The sequence below is a fragment of the Bacillus sp. SIMBA_074 genome (assembly GCF_046534555.1).
In the GTDB taxonomy this organism is placed as follows: domain Bacteria; phylum Bacillota; class Bacilli; order Bacillales; family Bacillaceae_G; genus Bacillus_A; species Bacillus_A mycoides.
The window spans coordinates 60,659-79,702 of sequence record NZ_JAWRYM010000002.1 but is presented as its reverse complement, the minus strand read 5'-3'; the positions used below and the strand labels follow the sequence as shown (position 1 = coordinate 79,702).

20 protein-coding genes and 1 pseudogene are annotated in these 19,044 nt (G+C 37.8%); 15 read left to right on the top strand and 6 right to left on the bottom strand.

The genetic code is table 11. The annotated features are described in order from the left end of the window. Positions 1–278 precede the first annotated feature (278 nt). The 9 genes from SB773_RS02715 (at position 279) to sufB (ending at position 9,092) form a co-directional block, all read left to right on the top strand. The gene (locus SB773_RS02715; RefSeq protein ID WP_002015938.1) at positions 279–1,304 is read left to right on the top strand and encodes a methionine ABC transporter ATP-binding protein; all 1,026 of its coding nucleotides are present in this window, start codon (positions 279–281) and stop codon (positions 1,302–1,304) included. After that, complete coding sequence (locus SB773_RS02710; RefSeq protein ID WP_002129754.1) at positions 1,297–1,962, top strand: methionine ABC transporter permease; 666 nt, start codon at positions 1,297–1,299, stop codon at positions 1,960–1,962. Before SB773_RS02715 ends, SB773_RS02710 begins: the two co-directional genes overlap by 8 nt. 22 nt (positions 1,963–1,984) lie before the next feature. Then, positions 1,985–2,797 (top strand): methionine ABC transporter substrate-binding lipoprotein MetQ, encoded by an 813-nt coding sequence (metQ, locus tag SB773_RS02705; RefSeq protein WP_044439212.1) that lies wholly within the window; start codon positions 1,985–1,987, stop codon positions 2,795–2,797. A gap of 70 nt (positions 2,798–2,867) precedes the next feature. Then, entirely contained in the window at positions 2,868–3,674 is an 807-nt protein-coding gene (gene metQ / locus SB773_RS02700; protein ID WP_410588475.1) for a methionine ABC transporter substrate-binding lipoprotein MetQ, read from the top strand. A gap of 237 nt (positions 3,675–3,911) precedes the next feature. Further along, positions 3,912–4,697, top strand: a complete 786-nt coding sequence (sufC, locus tag SB773_RS02695) for a Fe-S cluster assembly ATPase SufC (protein WP_002034576.1) — start codon at positions 3,912–3,914, stop codon at positions 4,695–4,697. Between the two features lie 15 nt (positions 4,698–4,712). Next, on the top strand, positions 4,713–6,005 hold the full coding sequence (gene sufD, locus SB773_RS02690) for a Fe-S cluster assembly protein SufD (RefSeq protein ID WP_193652092.1): 1,293 nt from the start codon (positions 4,713–4,715) through the stop codon (positions 6,003–6,005). Further along, complete coding sequence (gene sufS / locus SB773_RS02685) at positions 6,005–7,225, top strand: cysteine desulfurase SufS (RefSeq protein WP_410588472.1); 1,221 nt, start codon at positions 6,005–6,007, stop codon at positions 7,223–7,225. Before sufD ends, sufS begins: the two co-directional genes overlap by 1 nt. Then, positions 7,215–7,646: a Fe-S cluster assembly sulfur transfer protein SufU gene (gene sufU / locus SB773_RS02680; protein ID WP_002089369.1), complete on the top strand. Its 432-nt coding sequence runs from the start codon at positions 7,215–7,217 to the stop codon at positions 7,644–7,646. The genes sufS and sufU overlap by 11 nt, the downstream gene beginning before the upstream one ends. A 48-nt stretch (positions 7,647–7,694) precedes the next feature. Continuing rightward, positions 7,695–9,092: a Fe-S cluster assembly protein SufB gene (sufB, locus tag SB773_RS02675; protein WP_002015928.1), complete on the top strand. Its 1,398-nt coding sequence runs from the start codon at positions 7,695–7,697 to the stop codon at positions 9,090–9,092. 327 nt (positions 9,093–9,419) lie between these two features. Here sufB and SB773_RS02670 read toward each other — a convergent pair whose 3' ends face one another. Both SB773_RS02670 and SB773_RS02665 read right to left on the bottom strand, forming a co-directional pair. Further along, positions 9,420–10,166 (bottom strand): VanZ family protein, encoded by a 747-nt coding sequence (locus SB773_RS02670; RefSeq protein WP_410588469.1) that lies wholly within the window; start codon positions 10,164–10,166, stop codon positions 9,420–9,422. Beyond that, on the bottom strand, positions 10,166–10,495 hold the full coding sequence (locus SB773_RS02665; RefSeq protein ID WP_410588467.1) for a PadR family transcriptional regulator: 330 nt from the start codon (positions 10,493–10,495) through the stop codon (positions 10,166–10,168). Before SB773_RS02665 ends, SB773_RS02670 begins: the two co-directional genes overlap by 1 nt. Before the next feature lie 364 nt (positions 10,496–10,859). On the opposite strand from SB773_RS02665, the gene SB773_RS02660 reads away from it, so the two are divergent. The 3 genes from SB773_RS02660 to yunB all read left to right on the top strand — a co-directional run bounded on the left by SB773_RS02660 (position 10,860) and on the right by yunB (position 13,412). Beyond that, positions 10,860–12,257 carry a bifunctional metallophosphatase/5'-nucleotidase gene (locus tag SB773_RS02660; protein ID WP_410588465.1) on the top strand — a complete coding sequence of 466 codons (1,398 nt, stop codon included), beginning with the start codon at positions 10,860–10,862 and terminating at the stop codon, positions 12,255–12,257. Positions 12,258–12,322: 65 nt separating this feature from the next. Then, positions 12,323–12,625 carry a YunC family protein gene (locus SB773_RS02655; RefSeq protein ID WP_002015926.1) on the top strand — a complete coding sequence of 101 codons (303 nt, stop codon included), beginning with the start codon at positions 12,323–12,325 and terminating at the stop codon, positions 12,623–12,625. A gap of 55 nt (positions 12,626–12,680) precedes the next feature. After that, positions 12,681–13,412, top strand: a complete 732-nt coding sequence (yunB, locus tag SB773_RS02650; RefSeq protein ID WP_088291923.1) for a sporulation protein YunB — start codon at positions 12,681–12,683, stop codon at positions 13,410–13,412. A 37-nt stretch (positions 13,413–13,449) separates the two neighbouring features. Here the strand turns inward: yunB and SB773_RS02645 are convergent, their stop codons facing one another. Next, positions 13,450–14,433, bottom strand: coding sequence for a M23 family metallopeptidase (locus tag SB773_RS02645; RefSeq protein ID WP_341026032.1), 984 nt, complete (start codon positions 14,431–14,433; stop codon positions 13,450–13,452). A 189-nt stretch (positions 14,434–14,622) separates the two neighbouring features. Here SB773_RS02645 and lipA point away from each other — a divergent pair, with 189 nt between their 5' ends. Then, a complete protein-coding gene (lipA, locus tag SB773_RS02640) occupies positions 14,623–15,519 on the top strand; it encodes a lipoyl synthase (protein ID WP_002034580.1) in 897 nt (298 codons plus the stop codon). A gap of 20 nt (positions 15,520–15,539) precedes the next feature. Here the strand turns inward: lipA and SB773_RS02635 are convergent, their stop codons facing one another. Both SB773_RS02635 and SB773_RS02630 read right to left on the bottom strand, forming a co-directional pair. Continuing rightward, positions 15,540–16,019 carry a YbaK/EbsC family protein gene (locus SB773_RS02635; RefSeq protein ID WP_002184734.1) on the bottom strand — a complete coding sequence of 160 codons (480 nt, stop codon included), beginning with the start codon at positions 16,017–16,019 and terminating at the stop codon, positions 15,540–15,542. Between the two features lie 74 nt (positions 16,020–16,093). Further along, a complete protein-coding gene (locus SB773_RS02630; protein ID WP_131246967.1) occupies positions 16,094–16,648 on the bottom strand; it encodes a histidine phosphatase family protein in 555 nt (184 codons plus the stop codon). Positions 16,649–16,781: 133 nt separating this feature from the next. Here SB773_RS02630 and SB773_RS02625 point away from each other — a divergent pair. After that, positions 16,782–17,093: pseudogene (locus SB773_RS02625) on the top strand (hypothetical protein); the annotation flags it as partial. A 301-nt stretch (positions 17,094–17,394) separates the two neighbouring features. Here SB773_RS02625 and SB773_RS02620 read toward each other — a convergent pair. After that, positions 17,395–18,210, bottom strand: a complete 816-nt coding sequence (locus SB773_RS02620; RefSeq protein ID WP_410588461.1) for a YhfC family intramembrane metalloprotease — start codon at positions 18,208–18,210, stop codon at positions 17,395–17,397. 99 nt (positions 18,211–18,309) lie between these two features. Here SB773_RS02620 and SB773_RS02615 point away from each other — a divergent pair, with 99 nt between their 5' ends. Further along, entirely contained in the window at positions 18,310–19,041 is a 732-nt protein-coding gene (locus tag SB773_RS02615; protein ID WP_410588459.1) for a MerR family transcriptional regulator, read from the top strand. Positions 19,042–19,044 lie beyond the last annotated feature (3 nt).

Genomic DNA, 19,044 nt, shown 5'->3' with positions numbered 1-19,044 from the left:
CCTTTCTGCTTCTCTAGAAGCGGAAAGGTTTTTTGTCGTTTGAATGCGGAGGACATTCAAATAATAAGAGGAGCTATAACGATGGACTACACGCATGAAAAATAAAAAAATTGCAGAGTCTATCCAAATTTTTATGAAATCCAGCTCCAGCGGCTAGAATGTTCGATGGCTTCGCTTCTTCCTATGAGGCAAAAAGCGCCTCATAGGAAGAAGCTCCATCCACTTCACATTCTAAACGAGCCGCCTACGCTTTTTAAACAAAAATAGGGGTGAACATCATGATCTTATTAGAAAATGTAAAGAAAATATATAAGGCAAAAAGCGGTGATGTCACTGCTGTAGATAACGCCAACTTAAAAGTAGATAAGGGTGAAATATTTGGTGTTATTGGATATAGTGGCGCTGGGAAAAGTTCGTTAATTAGATTGTTTAATCAGTTAGAGAAACCAACTTCTGGCCAAATTACAATTGCGAATCGTGTGATTTCAGCGATTACTGGAAATGAACTTCGTAAGGCAAGACAAGAAATTGGAATGATTTTTCAGCATTTCAACTTACTTTGGTCACGAACTGTGCGTGAAAATATCGCATTCCCACTTGAAATTGCAGGTGTCGATAAGGCGGAGAGAAGAAAACGTGTCGATGAGTTAATTCATCTTGTTGGATTAGAAGGAAGAGGAGACGCGTACCCATCTCAGCTAAGTGGTGGACAAAAGCAGCGCGTCGGGATTGCAAGAGCGTTAGCAAATAATCCACAAGTACTTTTATGTGATGAAGCAACGTCAGCTCTTGATCCGGAAACGACAGATCAAATTTTAGATTTATTGTTAGATATTAATAAGCGTCTCGGCTTAACAATTGTATTGATTACGCATGAGATGCACGTTATTCGCAAAATTTGTAATCGAGTTGCTGTAATGGAGAAAGGGAAGATCGTAGAAACGGGTCCAGTACTTGACGTATTCCGTAATCCACAGCAAGACATTACAAAACGATTTGTACAGCAGTTAACTGATTCTGAAGATACAAATGAAACGATTGAAAGTTTAATAGAAAAGTATCCAGATGGAAAAGTAATTCGTTTGCAGTTTGTCGGTGAAGCGGTAGAAAGACCGGTACTTCAAAGGTTAATGCAGCGCGGTGATATAGAAGTTAGCATTTTGCAAGGAAATATCGCGCAAACGAATAACGGATCTTACGGAAGTTTAGTCGTTCATTTAAATGGTGAAGAAACAGCGATCCAGCAAGCAATAGAAGGGATTCATCAAGATCAAGTAGAGCTGGAGGTGATTGCACATGGATAAGTTAATCGCAAATATTGATTGGAATCAAATGTTAGAAGCAACTGGTGAAACGTTATATATGACGGCAATCGCAGCGCTTGCCACATTTGTTTTAGGACTTATTTTAGGATTATTACTCTTTATGACAGCGAAAGATAATTTATGGGAAAATAAAGCGATTAATACGGTGATTGGAGCGTTCGTAAACATTTTCCGTTCTATACCGTTCATCATTTTAATTATTTTATTAATCCCATTCACAAAGATTCTTCTTGGAACAATTCTCGGAGCGAGTGCAGCGCTGCCAGCTTTAATTATTGGAGCGGCACCATTTTACGCGAGAATGGTTGAAATCGCGCTTCGCGAGATTGATAAAGGTGTAATTGAAGCTTCAAAAGCAATGGGAGCAAAAACAAGCACAATCATTTTGAAAGTATTAATTCCAGAATCGTTACCAGCTTTAGTATCTGGTATTACGGTAACGACAATTGCTTTAGTAGGCTATACAGCAATGGCAGGTGTTGTTGGTGCTGGTGGCCTTGGAACACTTGCTTATTTAGAAGGGTTCCAGCGAGGAAATAACGATGTAACAATCGTTGCGACAATTTGTGTATTACTCGTTGTATTTTTAATTCAGTGGATTGGTGATAGTTTAACGACTCGAATAGATAAAAGATAATGAAAACAGGGGGATATTTCAAATGAAAAAATTATTACTTACAGCACTTATTTCAACTTCAATTTTTGGGTTAGCTGCTTGTGGCGGGAAAGATAAAGATGAAAAGAAACTTGTTGTTGGTGCTTCTAACGTACCGCACGCTGAAATTTTAGAAAAGGCAAAACCGTTACTTGAGAAAAAAGGAATTGAGTTAGAGATTAAAAAATTCCAAGACTACGTGTTACCGAATAAATCGTTAGCAGATAAAGAATTAGATGCAAACTACTTCCAGCACATTCCTTATTTAGAAAAAGAGATTAAAGATAAGAAATATGATTTTGAAATAGCAGGAAAAATTCATTTAGAACCGATTGGTGTGTATTCTCAAAAATATAAGAGCTTAAAAGAACTTCCAAACGGGGCGACAATTATTATGAGTAATTCTGTTACTGATCATGGTCGTGGTTTAGCAATTTTACAAAAAGAAGGCATTTTAAAAATTAAAGACGGAGTAGAGCCAGTTAAAGCAACTCCAAAAGATATTGCGGATAATCCGAAAAACTTAAAATTCAAAACAGATATCGAGCCGGGTCTATTGCCACAAGTGTATAACAATAAAGAAGGCGACGCTGTTCTAATTAATTCTAACTATGCAATTGATGCGAAATTAAACCCAGAAAAAGATGCAATTGCAATTGAAGGCGATGATTCTCCATACGCAAACGTAGTAGCTGTTCGTAAAGGCGATAAAGATAAAAAAGAGATTAAAGCTCTTATAGAAGTACTGCATTCTAAAGAAATTGAAGACTTTATTACTAAAGAATATAAAGGGGCAGTTGTTCCTGTAAAAGAATAATTGCGGAAAAAGGGCTGGTGTATGCCGGTCTTTTTTTACTACATAACTATAGGGGAGAAGGGGACATCATATGAAAAAGATTATATTGTCAGTTGTTACAGCATTATCTGTATTTACATTAGCCGCTTGCGGGGGGAAAGAGGAGAATAAGCTTGTTGTTGGAGCTTCTAACGTGCCGCACTCTGTTATTTTAGAGAAAGCACAGCCGATATTAGAGAAAAAGGGTATTAAATTAGAGATTAAAAAATTTCAGGACTATGTTCTGCCGAATAAAGCGTTAGCGGATAAAGAAATTGATGCGAACTACTTCCAGCACATTCCTTACTTAGATAAAGAAATTCAAGAAAAGGGATATAAAATTGTAAACGCAGGAAAAATCCATTTAGAGCCAATGGGCATTTATTCTAAGAAATATAAAAGTTTAAAAGAACTTCCAGATGGTGGAACAGTTATTATGAGTAATAACGTAGCGGAGCGTGGCCGTATGCTCGCATTGTTACAAAAAGGCGGCGTTATTAAATTAAAAGACGGTGTAGATGTTGTTAAAGCAACAGTAAAAGATGTTGTAGAAAATCCGAAAAATTTAAAGTTTAAAACAGATGTAGAACCTGGACTTTCACCGAAGCTGTACGAAAACAATGAAGGTGATGCTTTATTTATTAATTCAAACTATGCAATTGATGCGAAATTAAATCCAACAAAGGATGCAATTGCAATTGAAGGATCAGACTCTCCTTATGCAAATATTATCGCAGTTCGTAAAGGTGACGAGAAGAAAAAAGAAATTAAAGAGTTAGTAGACGTATTGCATTCAAAAGAAATTCAAGACTTTATCAATAAAGAATATAAAGGTGCTGTACTTCCAGTAAATGAATAGGTGCTGGGAAGGACTGGGAATAATCCAGTCCTTTTTTCTTTATATATATAAGAAGAAAGGTGTATCATAAGAGGATGTAAAGGAAATACTTATATACATTTGTGAAAAAATTGTTACATTTTCTTAGTGTTTGCGATATCATTTTATTTGATATAAGATTAGAATGAGAATAAAATGAGAATATGAACGTTTTAGTAATTTTTAAAATGTATATATAGGATTAATGGAGGTATTGAGATGGCTGGTTCTACATTAACGGTTAAAGACTTACACGTATCAATCGATGGCAAAGAAATTTTAAAAGGTGTAAACCTTGAAGTAAAAGGTGGAGAAATCCACGCAATTATGGGACCTAACGGAACAGGTAAATCAACTTTATCTTCTGCGATTATGGGTCACCCAAAGTATGAAGTAACAGAAGGTAGCATCATCATCGACGGTGAAGATGTATTAGAAATGGAAGTAGATGAGCGTGCGCTAGCAGGTCTATTCTTAGCAATGCAATATCCAAGTGAAATTAGCGGAGTAACAAACGCGGACTTCTTACGTTCTGCAATTAATGCACGTCGTGAAGAAGGCGATGAAATTTCTCTTATGAAATTTATCCGTACTTTAGATAAAAACATGGAATTCCTAGAAATGGATCCAGAAATGGCACAACGTTACTTAAACGAAGGTTTCTCTGGTGGAGAGAAAAAACGTAACGAAATTCTTCAATTAATGATGATTGAGCCAAAAATCGCAATCTTAGATGAAATCGACTCAGGTCTTGATATCGATGCATTAAAAGTTGTATCTAAAGGTATTAACCAAATGCGCGGCGAAGAGTTCGGCTGCCTAATGATTACGCATTACCAACGTTTATTAAACTACATCACTCCAGACTTCGTTCACGTTATGATGAACGGTCGTATCGTTAAATCTGGTGGCCCTGAGCTTGCACAACGTCTAGAAGCTGAAGGTTACGACTGGATTAAAAAAGAATTAGGTATTGAAGACGAAACAGCAGAGCAAGAAGCGTAAGAGAGGAGCATAAACATGACAATCGGTACATTACCTTTCGATCAAGAAACAATCCGTCAGCGCGCAAGCGAAGTAAACGAAGCTGCTTGGTTGACTGAGTTCCGCTTACAAGCTCTTGCACAAGCAACTGAACTTCCAATGCCAACGCCTGATAAAACGAAAATTGAAAAATGGGACTTTATCGGAAAAGGCGACGCTGCTAAGCAAGAGCCTGTAAGTTCTTTAACAGAGCTTCCAGAAGCAGTGAAAAACTTAATCGATGAAAATAACAGCGTATTAGTACAACGTACTGGTACAACTGCGTTCGTTTCTTTAGCAGACGAAGCAAAAGAAAAAGGTGTTATTTTTACAGACATCGTAACAGCTGCGACAGAGCATGCTGAACTAGTACAAAAGTACTTAATGAAAGACGGCGTGAAGGTAGACGAGCATCGTCTAACTGCACTTCATGCTGCATTAATCAACGGTGGTGCATTCGTATATGTTCCGAAAAACGTTGTTCTTGAAACTCCACTTCAAGCTGTATTCTTAGTAGACGGCGAAGAAGCTAACGTATATAACCACGTATTATTCGTAGCTGATGCGAACAGTACTGCAACATATGTAGAAAACTACGTTGCAAATGAAAATGCTAAAGGTATTGCAAATATCGTAGCAGAAGTAATCGTGGAACAAGGCGCACAAGTGAAATTCGGTGCGGTTGATCTATTAGCAAAAGAAGTAACAACTTACGTTAACCGCCGCGGCATTGTTGGACGCGACGGCCGTATTGATTGGGCTCTAGGCCTTATGAATGACGGAAACACAATCTCAGAGAACGTTACGAACTTAATGGGCGACGGTTCATATGCTGATACAAAAACAGTAACAATTGGCCGTGGTAACCAAACACAAAACTTTACAACTAAAGTTGTTCACTTCGGTAAACACTCTGAAGGTTGGATTTTAAAACACGGAGTACAAAAAGATAGTGCAACATCTATCTTTAACGGAATTGGTAAGATTGAACACGGTGCATCTAAATCAAATGCACAACAATCTTCTCGCGTTCTTATGTTAGATGAGAAAGCTCGCGGTGATGCAAACCCAATTCTTTTAATTGATGAAGATGATGTAATGGCAGGTCACGCAGCTTCAGTAGGCCGCGTAGATCCATACCAATTATACTACTTGATGAGCCGTGGGATTCCAAAACGCGAAGCGGAACGTTTAGTCATCCATGGATTCTTAGCACCTGTAGTAAATGAGCTTCCAATTGAAGGAGTAAAGGCACAGCTTGTTGAGGTAATTGAAAGGAAAGTTCGCTAATGAATATTCATGAAATACGCAAACAGTTTCCAATTCTTAATCAAAAAGTGAACGGCAAACAACTTGTTTATTTCGATAGTGCAGCAACTTCTCAAAAACCAATTCAAGTCATTGAAACGTTAGAACGTTACTATAAAGAATATAATTCTAACGTGCATCGCGGTGTTCATACGCTCGGTACGAAAGCTACCGACGCGTATGAAGGTGCACGTGAGAAAGTTCGCAAGTTTATTAATGCGAAATCAATGGAAGAGATTATTTTCACGCGCGGAACGACAACTGCATTAAATACAGTAGCAGCTAGTTATGGTCTTGATAATGTAAAAGAAGGCGATGAAATTGTCATCTCTTACATGGAGCACCATAGTAACATCATTCCGTGGCAACAAGTTGCGAAGAAAACTGGTGCAACTTTAAAATACCTTCCGCTTCAACTAGACGGTACAATTTCTTTAGAAGATGTTCGTCAAACAGTTACACCGAATACAAAAATCGTTTCTATCATGCACGTTTCTAACGTACTTGGAACGATTAACCCTGTAAAAGAAATCGGAGCAATCGCACATGAAAACGGTGCAATCATGATCGTTGATGGAGCACAAAGTGCACCTCATATGAAAGTGGATGTACAAGATTTAAACTGTGATTTCTACGCATTATCTGCTCATAAGATGTGCGGACCAACAGGTGTCGGCGTATTATATGGTAAGAAAGAATTGCTAAACAATATGGAACCAATTGAATTTGGTGGTGAAATGATTGATTTCGTAGACTTACAAGAGTCTACTTGGAAAGAGCTTCCGTGGAAGTTCGAAGCAGGTACACCGATTATCGGTAATGCAATCGGACTTGGTGCGGCAATTGATTTCCTAGAAGAAATCGGTCTTCATAATATTGAAAAGCATGAACATGAATTAGCGCAATACGCTTTAGAGAGACTATCAGAAGTAGATGGCGTTACAATTTATGGTCCAAAGCATCGCGCTGGTCTAGTTACATTTAATATTGAAGACGTACATCCTCACGATGTAGCAACTGTATTAGATGTAGAAGGCATTGCGGTTCGCGCAGGACATCACTGTGCACAACCGCTTATGAAGTGGCTAAAAGCTTCTTCTACAGCACGTGCGAGCTTCTATTTATATAATACAAAAGAAGAAATTGATACATTTGTTGAATCACTAATCAAGACAAAGGAGTATTTCACAAATGTCATTTAATAATTTAGATACGTTATATCGTCAAGTTATTATGGATCATTATAAAAATCCTCGTAACCATGGCGTGTTAGAAGATAGTGTTACCGTTAACTTGAACAATCCAACTTGTGGCGATCGTATTCAACTTACGATGAAAGTAGAAGAGGGTATTGTACAAGAAGCGAAGTTTGAAGGCGAAGGATGTTCAATTTCAATGTCTTCAGCTTCAATGATGACACAAGCAGTAAAAGGAAAGAAAATTGAAGAGGCCCTTAAGCTTTCTAAAATTTTCTCTGACATGATGCTAGGAAAAGAGTATGATGACAGCATTGATTTAGGAGATATTGAAGCATTACAAGGCGTATGCAAGTTCCCGGCACGTATTAAATGTGCAACATTAGCGTGGAAAGCGTTAGAAAAGGGCTTAAACGAAGATAAGTAATGTTAAAGGTTCCTAAAAACGAGGTTATATAAGGAGGGACACACCAACATGGCGAAGCAACTGCCAGATATCGGCGATTATAAATATGGTTTCAAGGATAAAGACGTTTCGATTTTCCGTGCTGGACGCGGTTTAACAAAAGAAATCGTTGAAGAGATTTCACGTATGAAAGAAGAACCACAGTGGATGTTAGACTTCCGTTTAAAATCACTGGATAAGTTCTATGAAATGCCAATGCCACAATGGGGCGGCGACTTAAACGACTTAGATTTCGATGAAATTACGTACTACGTAAAACCATCTGAGAAATCTGAGAAGTCTTGGGATGAAGTACCTGAGGAAATTAAAGCGACATTTGATAAATTAGGTATTCCTGAAGCTGAGCAAAAATATTTAGCTGGTGTATCTGCACAGTACGAATCTGAAGTTGTATACCACAACATGAAAGAAGACCTAGAAGATCTAGGAGTCGTCTTCAAAGATACAGATAGCGCATTAAAAGAGAACGAAGATATTTTCCGTGAGCATTTCGGAAAAGTAATCCCGCCAACAGACAACAAATTCTCTGCATTAAACTCTGCAGTTTGGTCTGGTGGATCATTCATCTACGTTCCAAAAGGTATTAAAGTTGATACACCACTTCAAGCGTATTTCCGTATTAACTCTGAAAATATGGGACAATTCGAGCGTACGCTTATCATCGTAGACGAAGGCGCACACGTACACTACGTAGAAGGTTGTACAGCACCTGTTTACACGACTAACTCACTTCATAGTGCGGTAGTAGAAATCATCATTAAAAAAGATGCATATTGCCGTTATACAACAATCCAAAACTGGGCGAACAACGTATACAACCTAGTTACAAAACGTGCGGTTTGTGAAGAAAACGCAACGATGGAATGGATTGACGGTAACATCGGATCTAAATTAACGATGAAATACCCAGCAGTTATCTTAAAAGGCGAAGGCGCTCGTGGTTTAACATTATCTATCGCGATTGCTGGTAAAGGCCAACACCAAGATGCTGGTGCGAAAATGATTCACTTAGCACCAAACACGTCTTCAACAATCGTTTCTAAATCGATTGCGAAGCATGGTGGTAAAGTAACTTACCGTGGTATCGTACAATTCGGACCAAAAGCGAAAAACTCTCGCTCTAACATCGAGTGTGACACGTTAATCATGGATAACCAATCTACATCTGATACAATTCCTTACAACGAAATCAAAAACGATTACGTTTCACTTGAGCACGAAGCGAAAGTATCTAAAGTATCAGAAGAACAATTATTCTACCTAATGAGCCGCGGTATTTCTGAGCAAGAAGCTACAGAAATGATCGTAATGGGCTTCATCGAGCCATTCACTCGCGAACTTCCAATGGAATACGCAGTTGAAATGAACCGCCTAATCAAGTTTGAGATGGAAGGTTCTATTGGTTAAATAGAAATGCGGAGCCGACTGTTCAGACCCGTTGGCTAAGGTTCTTTCGCACAGAAGATGCTTTTATCTTCTGGTGCGGAAGGTTCTTAGACATGAGGGTCTAGGAGGCGAAGCTGGACAGTATTTAAAGTGGAAGCGGCTCGTTCAGAATGTGAGGGGGATGGAGCTTCTGACGTAGAGGCGCTTTTTGCCTCATAGGAAGAAGTGAAGCCACCGAACATTCTAGCCGCTGGAACTGGATAATATATGTATGAAGAAAGCGCCCTGCTGTGCAGGGCGCTTTTTTATGTTGTGCTGGGTTCAGGGCAGGCTGGGATACCCCCGAACCTAAATCGTATCTACCTTATCCACAGATTTAATACGCTCCCAAATATGTTTCATCCCAATGAAGGAACCATATCCAATTAAAGCACCTAGCATATTCAATATGATGTCATCAATATCAAAAACACCAGTAAAAGTAAGGAGTTGTAACGATTCAATTAATAAAATAAACTTAATGAAAATTTTAGACGCCATTTTTACATTGTTAATTTGTTTAAATAATAAAGGTAGTAGGAATCCGAATGGGATAAATATGATGACGTTTCCTAATGTATTCATAAGTACGATGTCTATATTATAAGGATCTAGTAGATGTGTTAGATCGAATCCACTTAAATAGCGGATTGTACTTTTGAGCGGGATTAAGTTTATTAACCCACCGTGTATAGAATGCCAGTCACCTGTTTCAAAGAAGTACTTCAGATTACCAAAGTAAAAAGCTGGCCTCCCGAGCAACAGTTTAAATAATAAAACAAATGAATACGGTAAAAATAATCCCCAACCAATCCACTGTACATATTTTTGCGTAGAAGATTGCATCGCTTTTTCAATTTCAGTTCCTAAAGTAGAGGCTTCTCCGAAGTTTTGAATGGCTAATGTAGTAGCTTCTTCTTCAGATTTTCCTTGATCGAGAAATTCTTGTTTTAAACTTGTAAGATGATCGTAAATTTCGAAGTAAAGTTCGTCTCTATCAGATTGGGATAGGTTTGTTTTTTGAACGATACTCTTTATGTATTCTTCAATTGTCATTAATTTAAAGCTCCTTTCTGACAAGTTTTAATAAGAGCTGTAACTGAATCCCACGCTGTTAGTTTTTCTTCTAAAATTTTCTTGCCGCTCGTAGTAATGCGATAAAATTTTCGTTTCATACCAGTTTCAGATTCACCCCAGTAGGAATTGATTAAATCCTTTTGTTCCAAGCGCTTAAGTGCTGGATAGAGTGTACCTTGGCTCATCGTGTATAGATCATTGCTGTTTTCTTTTAGCCTTTGAATAATTTCATAGCCGTACGTATCGTGCTGTTTAATGATGGAGAGAAGTAAAATATCAATACTTCCTTTTAATATCTCTTTATCCATTTTATGGTTCACCACCTTATGATGAGATTGTAACACGACATATGTCGTGTTACAAGGTATATGTGTAGGATAATACTCATCTAGGAGGCAGCAAAAAGCTCTTCGCCAATCCATCCAACAAACTTCCTGACAAATAGGTCCCCACCACCGACTACAAAGAAAATCCTCTTCCAACTAATCCACAGATTATAAAAAATAAAGTTTTCCATATTAAAAGGGCAATCTTTGGCTTTTTCTTATAATGCGAGTACAATGTAGAATAGCAAGAAAAGACGAAAAGTATTTACAGGATTATTGCGTACGTATAGCGTAAATGGCAGTAAGGAACTGAGAGGAGGTTTTTTCTCTGAATATAAATAAAGAAATGATCATCCACCTTTATCATACAAACGATATACATAGTCATTTTGAAAATTGGCCGCAAATTTCTCGGTTTGTACGAGGGGAGAAAAAGCGAAGACAGGAAGCGGGAGAGACTGTTTTAACTGTGGATATTGGCGATCATGTGGATCGTTTTCATAGTATTTCGGAAGCGACAAATGGACTTGGGAATACAAAATTATTAAATGAGGCGTTATATGATTATGTAACGATCGGAAATAATGAAGGAATTACGTTAGCGAAAGAGCATTTGAATCGTCTATATGATGATGCTGGTTTTGAGGTGCTTGTAGCGAATTTATTTGAAAAAGAAGGTGTACGTCCGGCGTGGGCGCAGCCTTATAAATTACATACAACGACAGATGGGATTACGATTGCCTTTATTGGATTAACGGTAGCTTATCCAGAGTTTTATCATATGTTAGACTGGCATATTGAAGATCCAATCATCCATTTAGAGTCTATTTTAGAAGAAGTTAAGGATACAGCTCATATTACTGTTGTGCTTTCTCATCTTGGAAAAAGTATGGATGAGTATATGGCGGAGCATTATGATATAGATGTTATTTTAGGGGCACATACGCATCATTTATTTGAGCGCGGTGTTCTTGTGGATAATACTTTGCTTTGCTGTTGTGAAAAGTGGGGACATTACGTCGGTCACGTTCAGCTTACTGTGGATAAAGAGACGAAGAGACTGTTGAAAAAAGACGGTAGAGCGATTAAGACAGAACGGTTAGGTGCTTATAGCGAGCCGTTATCCACAATTGAAATGCTAAAGGAAGAAAGTAAACAGATAATGGCTGAGCCTGTCGTTCATTTAAAAGAATCATTGCCGGTCGATTGGTTTAAGGAGACGCCATTTTCTCATATGTTGGCAAGTGCACTTAAAGAGTGGTGTAATGCGGATGTTGGGATGGTGAACGCTGGTGTACTACTTGAGGGATTAAATGAAGGTGTTGTGACGCGCGGAGATATTCATCGGATTTGTCCACATCCAATTAATCCATGTATGTTAAAAGTACCAGGGAAAACGTTAAGAGAAGTTATTTTGAAAGCGCGCCGCCCGAATATGGAGAATCTTGAGGTGAAAGGATTCGGATTTCGTGGAAAAGTAATGGGGAAAATGATTTACGATGGTTTGGAAGTGATTCCAGATACGATTCCAGGGAATAAAATTTTACTAGAAGATGTATTGATTAACGGCGAATCGCTGGAATTAGACCGGATATATACGGTAGGAACGATTGATATGTTTACATTCGGATACTTATACCCAGAGCTATCCACACTTTCTGACAAACAATATTATATGCCGGAATTGCTTAGAGATGTACTAACAGACATGTTGATAACTTATACATCTTCAGTCAAACTATAGGCTAGTTAACTTGTAACACTCATTTTTCTCTTGTCATAAAGATAAGAAAGAGAGGAGTGTGAACTATGGTTAATGTAGAGCCAATTATAATTGATAACTATACGTTCATTGCTGTTAGCGTAAAACTTCCAAAGACAAATTTGCTAGCTGTAATGAGCGATAAAGGATATATTATGTGCGGTGCTTTAGATGTAGGTCTTCTAAATGAGAAGTTAGGTGATCGAGGAATTATTGCTGGCCGTGCGGTTGGTGTAAGAACGATTGAACAACTTCTTGAAGCACCGCTGGAATCAGTAACGACTGGAGCCGAAGCTTTAGGTATTCCGGTAGGCACAATCGGAAAAGATGCACTATTAAAAATGAGATAAGCATATATCATCCCTCTTTCTTGCATAGAAATAATATAAGAAGGAGGGTTTTCTTATGGGCATATTTCGTTCGAAAAATTCGCGGTTTCGAAGGGGACCGATTTCCTTTCGGTATATACTGCTTATTTCATTTATTATTTTTATCGTAATGGTAGTTCAAGGTTTATGGATTGTAAATAAAAGTATTCAGCCAACGTTAATTAAGTATGGGGAAACAGAGACTCATAAAATGGCAACAGCAGTTATGACGAAAGCGGTAAAAGACCGGATTAATGAAGGGTTTGATGTAGATTCATTAATGAAAGTACAAACGGATAGGAACGGGAAAGTATCTACAATTGATTTAAATACAAAACAAGTAAATGAAATATTAACATCGACTACTGCATACATAGAAAAATATTTACAACAAGTAGAAAAAGGGGATACGAAAGCACTTGGTATTTTTGAAGAGAATGGGGTATCTATGTCAGTTCCTTTTGGGCGCATAACTGATAATGCGCTTCTTGGTAATATAGGACCAGATATTCCGATTAATTTTACGCCAATTGGTCATGTGAATACGGATATTAAACAATTAGTTGAGCCGCAAGGAATTAATAATACGGCGATCAAAATTATTATGGAAGTGGAAGTGACGTTACAAGTTATGATTCCGTTACGCACGAAAGAAATTAAGGTGAAGCAAAACATTCCGATTGCAACGCGCATCGTTCAAGGTGAGGTGCCTACTTATTACGGAAGTGGCGGAGTTGTTGTACCAGATAAAAAGAAAACGGATAGTTAGCGAATATAAAAAAAATAACTGTAGCAATTTGCTACGGTTATTTTTTTGTATTTGCTCGTTCTTTTCGTTCCCAAAGGCTTAAATGCATGTATGGATCGAAAGCCCATTCTGTATAGCCATTGTCTTTATACATGCCGAAATGTAAGTGAGGCGGGAACTTTCCAGCTGTACCAGGAGGACCGTAGCCGGTACTACCGACAAATCCGATTACTTTTCCTGGTTCGACAATTTGTCCGAGCTGTATTTCTTTAGAGAACCCGCCTAAATGAGCGTAATAGTGGTAATTATTATGAAGGTCACGAATACCAATGCGCCATCCACCAAGGCGATTCCATCCTTTTGTTTCAATAACGCCATAGCAAGTTGATCGTACTGGTACGCCATATCCAGCAAAAATATCGGTTCCTTCATGAATCCTCCTGCCGCCAAAGCTTCTACCAGCACCGAAAGTACTACGATAGCTATGGTCACTGCGAATCGGGAGAGGGAAAGCATTACCTTCTAAATTAATGCGTCCATAATGTTTATAAATTCGGGCGTATTCTGTAATTAATTCAACTGTTTTTGCACGTCTATAATATTCCCAAAGCATAATGTTAATACGGTCTTCCGACGTTCCTTGTTTCTTTAAAATAGTTGCTGCTGTATGCAGAAGATCACGGTCGTTATTTGCATTTGCAAATCCATCTTTGTCACCATCTAAACCCATTCCGCCAAATAGAGAAATTGTATGGGGGAGAGTATCATTACTATTAACAGGTCCAGCCCATATTTCAGGTTTGAAATAAAGGGAAATGATGGCATCTGGTTTTTTCGGAATATTTTTTCTGACGCTCCGTATGTTTCTTTCGTATTGATCCATTGCGGCTAAGTAATACCACGGAATACCGGAAGATTGCTCAGTTTCTTTATATAGTGCCATGCGCTTTTCATATATGCTTTGCTGATTATCTTCACCGTAAGCGATGTTTTGGTGGAGAAGAAAGCAAATCGAAAGCAAAAGAGAAATTTTTCGAAGCATGAAATAGACTCCTTTCACAACATCACTCTTTTTAGTGTGGGATATACGGAGTATTTCATTATAGGGAACGATTGGAAAAAATCTTAGAATCTTCATTTGAGCAAATCGCTTTCATACGTTAGAATAGATATGTTACATTGAAAGAAGCGAACACGGTAAACTATTTCATATTGTGCGGAGTTGATAACCATGACAAAACAAACAGAGTATAAGCGCAAGCCCGAATGGTTGAAAATTAAGTTAAACACGAATGAAAACTATACAGGCTTAAAGAAAATGATGCGTTCTAAGAATCTTCATACAGTTTGTGAAGAGGCGAAATGTCCGAATATTCATGAATGCTGGGCTGTAAGGAAAACAGCAACATTTATGATCTTAGGTGCGGTTTGTACACGTGCTTGTCGTTTTTGTGCGGTTAAAACAGGCTTACCAACTGAGCTTGATTTACAAGAGCCAGAACGCGTAGCAGATTCTGTAGTACAAATGGGCTTAAAGCACGTTGTTATAACAGCGGTTGCACGTGATGATTTAAAGGACGGCGGAGCAGCTGTTTTTGCTGAAACAGTACGCGCTGTACGTCGTGAAAATCCATTCACGTCTATCGAAGTATTACCATCTGATATGGGTGGGGTAGAAGAAAACTTAAAAATGTTAATGGATGCAAAACCAGATATTTTGAACCATAACATTGAAACAGTACGTCGATTATCTAACCGAGTTCGCGCTAGAGCAAAATATGACCGTTCATTAGAGTTTTTACGTCGAGCAAAAGAAATGCAGCCTGATATTCCAACTAAATCGAGCATTATGCTGGGCTTAGGTGAAACGAGAGAAGATTTAATTGAAGCAATGGATGACTTACGTGCAAACAATGTGGATATTTTAACTCTTGGACAATACCTACAACCATCTAAGAAGCATTTACCAGTTATTAAATATTATCCACCAGCAGAATTTGCAGAGCTAAAAGAAATTGCACTTAGCAAAGGATTTAGCCACTGTGAAGCTGGTCCACTTGTACGTTCTTCTTATCATGCGGACGAGCAAGTACGTTCTGCAAAAGAAAAAACAGCAGAAGCGAAATAATGAAAAAAGAGAGCTAATCATTAGCTCTCTTTTTTCTTATACTCTAAAACTTTATTTTGACATGTGGATAAAATCTTTTTTAATTCCTCTGTGGATAATTCAATTGTAAATTCAGGTACACCAGGTGTAATTAAAATTTTATCGTAAGTATAAATTGAACTGTCCACAATAATCGTTACATTTTGTGAATAACCGAAAGGAGCTACACATCCAGGAGTGCAACCAGTCTCTTCTCTTAGCTCATTAGGAGAACAGAGAGATAAGCTCTCTCCTGTTATTTCCTTCATCTCTCCTCGGTTGAGGCGAGTGCCTTCTAACGTAAAGAATACGTAATGCTCCCCGGATTTTGATTTTAAAAATAAGCTTTTACTTGGAGTGCCTTGCAAACCAAGTCTTTCACGAACGATACGATCTGTTTCATAGTCAAGTACTGGTTCGTGTTCAAATTTTTCATAAGAAGCATTTGTTTTATGTAGTAAAGAAAGTACATCTTCATACATATGGAATGATACCCCTCTCTATTGTTAATACAGTCTCTTCTCGTGGCGTCAACTGAGTGTTTTGGAAAGGGATACTACTTGGACGATGCTTCCCATAATCGTTTTATGAAACTTTGTTCATCGATTGTAATTTCGTAAACATCAGGATTCGTTAAAGTTCTCCATTCACTAAAGCCGATCGTACGATCAAAGTGCTTTAAAATGAGCGTAAGTAAGTTTCCATGTGTAACGAGTAGTGTTGTAGTATGGTTTAACTTTAAAACGTCTTGGATAAGCGATATAGCACGGTCCGTTGCTTGTTTTGTTGACTCTCCGCCTGAAAAGGCAATATCTATGTTTGTAAAAGTAGATTCTAGTTTTTGCATCCAATCATCCATCGGAACGTTGCTTAATATACGTTCAGCTAATCGTTCATCCTCTTCGATAGATAGGTTAGCTTGAATGGAATAGGGCCGAATGGAATCGATAGCTCGGACAAATGGGCTCGAAATAATATGATCTATTTGTAGCTGATTTTCTAAGAGGAATGCAGCAAGGGTGTTAGCTTGATCTTTTCCGGCAAACGTTAATTCGGCATCACGTTTTTGTCCAGTTGCGGAACAATGTCGTATTACAATAATTTTCTTCATAATTCATCCCCATCTTTCAAGTTGACGCTATATACTTCGACAAATGTGGAAAAAATTCCTTTTTATTGGAAACGGAATAGTGATCTAAGTATGTGGAAAAGTAATGTGGATAATGAAAATTTGAGGTGCAATTATGAAAAAAATGATATGCATTGTATTCAGTATTTGTTTTCTCGCGCAATTGTCCACAACATATGCACAATCAAATCAAAAATTAGACTATCCGAGCAATCGAAATAAGCCATTTGTGAGTGAGGATGTGTTTTACGAACAGTTAGATAAAAAGGTGTATAAAGAATATAAAAATGCAGCATATAGTGTTCGGAAAAAGATTTTATTTAAAGAAGTGCCCGATGAAGAATTTTCTTTCAGACAAAAAACAGCCGTGGGTTGTCGGAGTAGCGTGGTGTTTCAAGATTTTTTTATTCACCCTGATCGCCAAGTTTACCCCGCATTAACGGGCAGTAAGACTCCCACCTCAAAATTCAGTTTTAAAGAAAAGTAGTTAAATGGGAGATCAACTGCCCGTAAAAGCCCGATTGGTTCAACTAATAATCAGTGGATAAACCCCCACTGATTAAAGTTTCACTTTATTTTTTTGCTTCCTTTTCTCAAAATGAAGCAGAAGAGTTTCATAAGTACATCGTTATAGATGCGGAAACAAAGAGGGAGCTGCAAGGGGGGAAAAGTTATCATCACTACGAAAATCCATATAAAAAATAACCCACCAACTGGTGGGTTATTTTTTACTCTGGCACACTTACTAATTTCGCTTTCATTTTACGAATAAGAATGAAACCACCAATCGCGAAGAGAAGAGTAATTCCTTCTGCAACAAAGATGTTAATTGTTTTTGTTTGGTAAAGTGCCGCGAAAAAGTCTACAAATGCGTGGAATAATATAGCGTAAACAAGGAAAATATATTTCTTCTGTTTTACAGCGTATAAGACAAGCATTGTGAAGGCAATTTGCAATACAAGAGCCATAATTCTTTCCAAGCTGCCAAGGAAGTATAAATAAGCAGGTTGTTCTATTAACATATCCTTTACAAGATTTAATTGTGGTAGTTTTTCTGCCATTTGAGCGAAGCTACCATTGTTAATAGCATTAGCGAATATAATTGTCTGCAATGCAGAGAATCCGCCAACTAAAATGGATTCAATCCCGCCATGACCAATTCCATAAGCGAAGCCATCTTTATATTCTAGATATTTTTTTAGTAGGAAGAAGAAGGCAACGAAGCGTCCTAATTCTTCAAAAATACCAGCAGTTAGTCCGCCATAAATTGCAAAGACATACGGATTTTCTAAAAATGGAGCGATTGCTGGATTACCACGCATAAATAGGTGGAACGGTGTTTCGAGAATTTGGGTAAATCCAATAAAGATAAGAACACCAACGCCGACCACTTTCCAATTAATATTATATTTTTTACGGAAATAAACGAGTACAATAATTGGGACCAGAACCGAAACAACGAGTTGAAATATGATACTGGCAATTACAATATTTGAAACCATACTTTCACCGCTTTCTAATATATGTACATATCTATTATGCATGAAATATGGGAGAGATGAAACTTTTAGAGATAAATGAATTTACTTATTGACTCTAACGTTGCGTCATACTTTATTGTATGTACTAAGGGGGAGATACACATGACAATGAAGGTAAAAGAAGTAGCTAATTTAGTTGGAATTAGTGTGCGCACACTGCATCATTACGATGAAATTGGGTTATTAACCCCAGACGAGACGACAGAGTCTGGATATCGTCTGTATTCCAATGAAAATTTAGAGACACTGCAGCAAATTTTATTTTTTAAAGAACTAGACTTCCCTTTGAAGAAGATTAAAGAAATTATCATGAGTCCATCATTTGACCACAAAGAAGCACTACAGCTTCATAAGAAAATGCTTCTTGAAAAGCGTGCCAGGTTAGATAAAGTGATAGCGACGATTAATAAAACAATTCAGCATACAAAAGGAGAGATTGATATGACGAATAAAGAGAAATTTGAAGGATTTGATTTTAGTCATAACCCGTACGAAGAAGAAGCACGTGAACGATGGGGAGATGAGGCTGTAGATAAAGCGAATAAAACAGCGAAGGGGATGTCTAAAGAGAAACAGGAGGAGTTTAATAATATTTACAGAAATCTAGCAACACTTCGAAATGGAGCACCGGATTCTAAAGAGGCGCAATCCGCAATCGGGGTATGGTACGATTACTTGCAAAACTTCGGTGAATATTCATTAGAGGCCTTTAAGGGACTCGGTCAAATGTATGTTGCTGATGAGCGTTTTACGAAAAATATTGATAAGTTTGGTGAAGGTTTAGCGCAGTTTATGTGTGATGCGATGGAGGTTTATGCGGATCGTAAGGAATAGTAA